Consider the following 4,533-nt stretch of genomic DNA (forward strand, 5'->3'; position numbering starts at 1 on the left):
CTCGTGCGACTGCGGGCGCTCCACTGATGCCCCGCGCGACTGCGGGCGCTCCACAGATGCCCCGCGCGACCGCCTGCGCTCAGCCCTCGTGCTCCTGCGGGCGGGCCACCAGCGACGCCCCGGCGTGGTGGGTCTCACACACCGCGGGGTCGTAGCCGGCGTCCGACAGGCCGGTGCCCACGGCGAAGACGGTCTGGCCGAGCATCGCCATCGACGCCTCCCCGCCCGCGTCGGACACGTCGACGACGGTGTCCCGGACACGCTCGGTCAGGAGACCGGCCTCGCGGGCGAAGCGGCGAGCGGCGTACATGAACTGCGCGAGTGTCGGCTCTGCGACCACCCGAGACAGTGCCTCCGTCCCCGCCTGCGACAGTGCGTCGGTGTCGCCACCGATGACGGTCTCCGTCGAGAGTTCCCCGAAGGCGAGATACTCCACGCGCGTCCGGGCCGGAATCCCGTCGAGCGTCCCGGTGGGGGGTGCGCCGGGTTCGAGTCGAATCGGCAGGCCGCCGCGGGCCTGTGCGACCACGTCGCCGAGGCCGGTGCCGGACTGCACCTCCGCGCCGTGTGCGAGCGTCACGAGTTCGTTCTCCGAGAGGTTCGCGTCGAAGACGGCGTTGGCGGTCAGTGCGGTCCCGAGTGCCATCGCGCCGGAGACGCCGAAGCCGGACCCGACCGGCAGGTCCGTCGTGGCGGTCACGCGAGCCGAGACACCGAGCGCCGAGAGGACGCGCTCGACCGGTTCCATCTCGATGCTGGTGTCGTCCAGATACACCGCAGTCTCGTCGGCCCGCCGGACCGTCACCTCGACGCCGTCGGTCAGCGTCAGGCCCGCACCGCGCGACCCGGCCTCCGTCGGGTCGTCCGCGCGGTGGACGCTGAAGAAGCCCGTGACGTGTCCCGGCACGAACGCCGTCGCCTCGTCGGTCATCCCTCGGTGCTGTGTGGCTCTCGCGGTTAAGCGTTACAGTTCGTGGTCGGAGGGTGCGCCGAGGCTGTGTCGAACCCGTCCCGGCGCGGTGGAACGGCACGACGGGGCCGTGAGCACCTGCCCCGGCGCGGTGGAACGGCACGACGGGACCGTGACCACCCGTCCCGGCGCGGCCGCACGGCGCGACGGGGCCGTGAGCACCTGCCCCGGCGCGGTCGGGAGACCTAAGCGGGCCGGCCCGCAAGACGGCGGTATGTCGAACGACGCCACGGGGACCGACGACCTCCCGGACGCGGCCCGCGAGGAGATCGCTCGCTCGGTTCGGGCGGCGCTGGCGAGACACGGCTACGCCGACCTGACGACGAAGCAGGTCGCCGCGGAGTCCGCGAAGAGCGAGGCGTTCTTCTTCTACCACTGTGACTCGAAGGCCGAACTCATCCTCGTCTTCTTGGACTGGGCGGCGGAGTACTCGCTTGGCCGTCTCGAAGCCGTCGCCGACGACCCGGACCCCGCACGGCGACTCTACCGGGCCTGCGACGTGCTCCTCGGTGACCCCGACGACGACCTCCAGCGGGGGACCTACGTGGCGATAATGGAACTGCTCGCGCACGCGGCCCACGACGAGGCGTTCGCCGAGCGACTGACGCGCTACGAGCGCCGCGTCCTCGACGACCTCGCGGGCTTCGTCCGCGACGGCATCGAGTCGGGCGACTTCCGGGACGTGGACCCCGAACAGGTCGCGGGCGTCGTCCTGATGACCGCAGACGGCACCGCGGGGGCGGTGATGGCTCTGGGGATGGCGGACGTGGGCGCGAACGTGCGGGCCGGCGTGTTCGAGTATCTCGACCGCGTGGTGCTCGCCGACGGCCGTGAACGGCCGACTCTGTGAGGTCGGGGGTCGCCCGTGGGAATCGACGATTTCACCCGACGACGGGGTGACACGTCGTGGGTACGACAGCTATTTCTGCCGAGCGCGCTTTATATAAACTGTCCATGAGTTACATCATGGCGACTTCACCATCACGCCCCACACCGGGGCAGATTACCAATGGACGATACATCCAAATACCTCATACACGCCGACATCGCCGCCGACGGGGTGGTAGAGCGGAGTGACGTCGTCGGGGCCATCTTCGGGCAGACCGAAGGGCTCCTCGGTGACGACCTCGACCTCCGCGACCTCCAGCAGTCGTCGAAAGTCGGGCGGATAGACGTACAGGTAGACAGCGAGAACGGCCAGTCACACGGGACCGTCACCATCGCCTCCAGCCTCGACAAGGTGGAGACGGCCATCCTCGCGGCTTCACTGGAGACCATCACGCGCGTCGGCCCGTGCCGTGCGACAATCGAGGTCGACGACATCGAGGACGTGCGGGCCGCGAAGCGCCGCGAGGTCGTCGAGCGAGCGAAACAACTCCTCACCGAGTCGTTCGACGACAGCGTGATGGACTCCCGGGAGATTCTCGACGAGGTCCGCGAGGCGGTCCGCGTCGAGGACATCACCGAGTACGCCGGCCTCCCGGCCGGCCCGCACGTCACCGACTCCGACGCCATCATCGTCGTCGAGGGCCGCGCAGACGTGCTCACGCTGCTGAAGTACGGCATCAAGAACGCCATCGCGGTCGAGGGGACGAACGTCCCCGACGCGGTCGCAGAACTCACCGCAGAGCGCACCGTGACGGCCTTCCTCGACGGCGACCGCGGCGGGGAACTGATTCTGCGCGAACTCGCGCAGGTCGGCGACGTGGACCACGCCGCGTTCGCGCCGACGGGCAAGTCCGTCGAGGACCTCGCCCGCCACGAGGTGATGTCCGCACTCCGCGACAAGGTCGACTACGCGACGCTCGTCGAGTCGGGCGACCTCGACACGGTCGAGACGGAGGACGCCGCACGCCCTCGGACGGGGTCGCCGGCGACGACTGAGTCGCCCGCGGCCGCCACTCCCGATGGGGAGCGAGTCGGCACAGACAGCGGCCACGCCGGGACCGGCGTGAGCGAACACACGGACGGACCGACCCCCGCCTCGGACGGGGATACGACCGTCGGGGCGGTCCAGTCGGCAGACGGCGCGACAGCGACGACCGACTCGGCCGAGGCCGACGCCACGGTCGGGTCGGTCGCCGCGGCCGAGGAGGCCGTCACAGAGGCCGCGTCGGAGTCGGCCGGCGAACAGACACTCGTCGACACGGCGGAGTCGGCGGCCGACGCGACGCCCGCCGACGAGGGCGACTCGGCGGCGGAGCCGAGCGACGTGGACGCCGAGCAGTCCAGCGAGGCCGTGGCAGCGGCGACAGAGACCGACGCCACAGACGAGTCGGCCGAGACGGACGCCACAGACGAGTCGGCCGAATCGGAGCCACAGGAGTCGGAGACGGGCGACGAACCCACGGCGACGCTCCGGGGACACGTCTCTGACGTCATCGACGGCGAGCGCGGCGTCGTGCGACTCCTCGACGGCGACCTCGGCGTGCTCGAAGAGACGGCCGCAGGCGAGGCGTTCGCGGCACTCGAAGGGAGCGAGACGGTCCCCTTCGCGGTGGTTCTCGACGGGCCGGTGAGCCAGCGACTGCTCGACGTGGCGGCACAGCGCGGTGTCGACCACCTGATCGGCGAGTCGACAGAACAGTACGTCAAGAAACCCGTGAGCGTCCGCGTCCGCACCGCAGACCAGCTCCGCGCGAGCTGACCCGCGTCGTCCGGCCGTGCGGTTCGTTCGACTCCTCGCTGCGTACCTCAGTCGTCGGCGGGGGCCTCGACCGCCTCCCTGATACCGTCGAAGGAGCCGAAGTGGAGCACTTCGTCGGGTTCACGCCGGAGTTTCCGCTCGTTCTGCAGGTCGTCGCTCTCCTCGACGGGGTAGCCCATCGTGAGCAGCATGACCGGTTCGAACTGGTCGGGCACGTCGAACTCGTCGAGGACGCCCTCGGCGTCGAAGCCGCCCATCGGACAGGTGGCGACGCCGCGGTCCCACGCCGACAGCATGACGCTCATCGCCACGAGCGCGGTCGAGCGGGTCGTCCAGACGCGCCGTTCTTCCTCGTCCATCTCGGCCATCCCCTCGGCCGTGTCGACCAGGTGTTCCTTCACGTCCTCGTTCGGGATGTACTCCTTGTCGAGCCAGTCCTCGAAGACCCGGTCGGCGTGCGCCGAGGGGTCTTTGTTGCCGAGGACGACCACGCCGACCGGCGCGTCGGTGACGTGTTCCTGGTCGTTGGCGACGCCGCGCAGGCGTTCGCGGTCCTCGTCGTCGGTCAGGACGAGAAACTCCCACGGCTGGAGGTTGAAACTGGAGGGGGCGAACGTGGCGTCCGCGAAGATGTCGTGTATCGTCTCCTCGTCGAGCGACTCGTCGGTGTACTCGTGGACCGACCGGCGGCTCCGCAGTGCTTCGCTGAGTTCCATCGAGTGAACGGTAGGGCGGGACGGGTAAAGCGAACGCGGACGCGGGGCTGGTTGCCGCTTTCTGTATGGTATCAGTAGACACGAAATAATCAGTTACGGTCGTGAAATCTAGTAACCGTGGCGTCACCCGATTACCCGGATGATACCGGACGTCGGCGGTCGAATCCGCGTCGCTTGAGGGACACGAGCGGTTCGTCGTC

General features: G+C 69.5%; 4 protein-coding genes. 2 read left to right on the plus strand and 2 right to left on the minus strand.

Annotation, left to right across the window (positions count from 1 at the left end):
* Positions 1-79: 79 nt before the first annotated feature.
* A complete protein-coding gene (locus tag ACESK5_RS18810; RefSeq protein ID WP_372913119.1) occupies positions 80-931 on the minus strand; it encodes a pantoate kinase in 852 nt (283 codons plus the stop codon).
* A 253-nt stretch (positions 932-1,184) separates the two neighbouring features.
* Between ACESK5_RS18810 and ACESK5_RS18815 the strand changes: the two genes are divergently transcribed.
* Positions 1,185-1,820 carry a TetR/AcrR family transcriptional regulator gene (locus ACESK5_RS18815; protein ID WP_372913120.1) on the plus strand — a complete coding sequence of 212 codons (636 nt, stop codon included), beginning with the start codon at positions 1,185-1,187 and terminating at the stop codon, positions 1,818-1,820.
* Between the two features lie 159 nt (positions 1,821-1,979).
* Positions 1,980-3,617, plus strand: coding sequence for a DNA primase DnaG (gene dnaG, locus ACESK5_RS18820; protein WP_372913121.1), 1,638 nt, complete (start codon positions 1,980-1,982; stop codon positions 3,615-3,617).
* A 47-nt stretch (positions 3,618-3,664) separates the two neighbouring features.
* Here the strand turns inward: dnaG and ACESK5_RS18825 are convergent, their stop codons facing one another.
* The gene (locus ACESK5_RS18825) at positions 3,665-4,333 is read right to left on the minus strand and encodes a nitroreductase family protein (protein ID WP_372913122.1); all 669 of its coding nucleotides are present in this window, start codon (positions 4,331-4,333) and stop codon (positions 3,665-3,667) included.
* Positions 4,334-4,533: the final 200 nt, after the last annotated feature.

Origin of the sequence: Salinigranum sp. (assembly GCF_041641895.1) — an archaeon.
Lineage (GTDB): Archaea > Halobacteriota > Halobacteria > Halobacteriales > Haloferacaceae > Salinigranum.

Coding starts and splice junctions, on each gene's coding strand:
- ACESK5_RS18810 (WP_372913119.1), bottom strand. CDS start 931: ATGACCGACGAGGCGACGGCGTTCGTGCCGGGACACGTCACGGGCTTC.
- ACESK5_RS18815 (WP_372913120.1), top strand. CDS start 1,185: ATGTCGAACGACGCCACGGGGACCGACGACCTCCCGGACGCGGCCCGC.
- dnaG (WP_372913121.1), top strand. CDS start 1,980: ATGGACGATACATCCAAATACCTCATACACGCCGACATCGCCGCCGAC.
- ACESK5_RS18825 (WP_372913122.1), bottom strand. CDS start 4,333: ATGGAACTCAGCGAAGCACTGCGGAGCCGCCGGTCGGTCCACGAGTAC.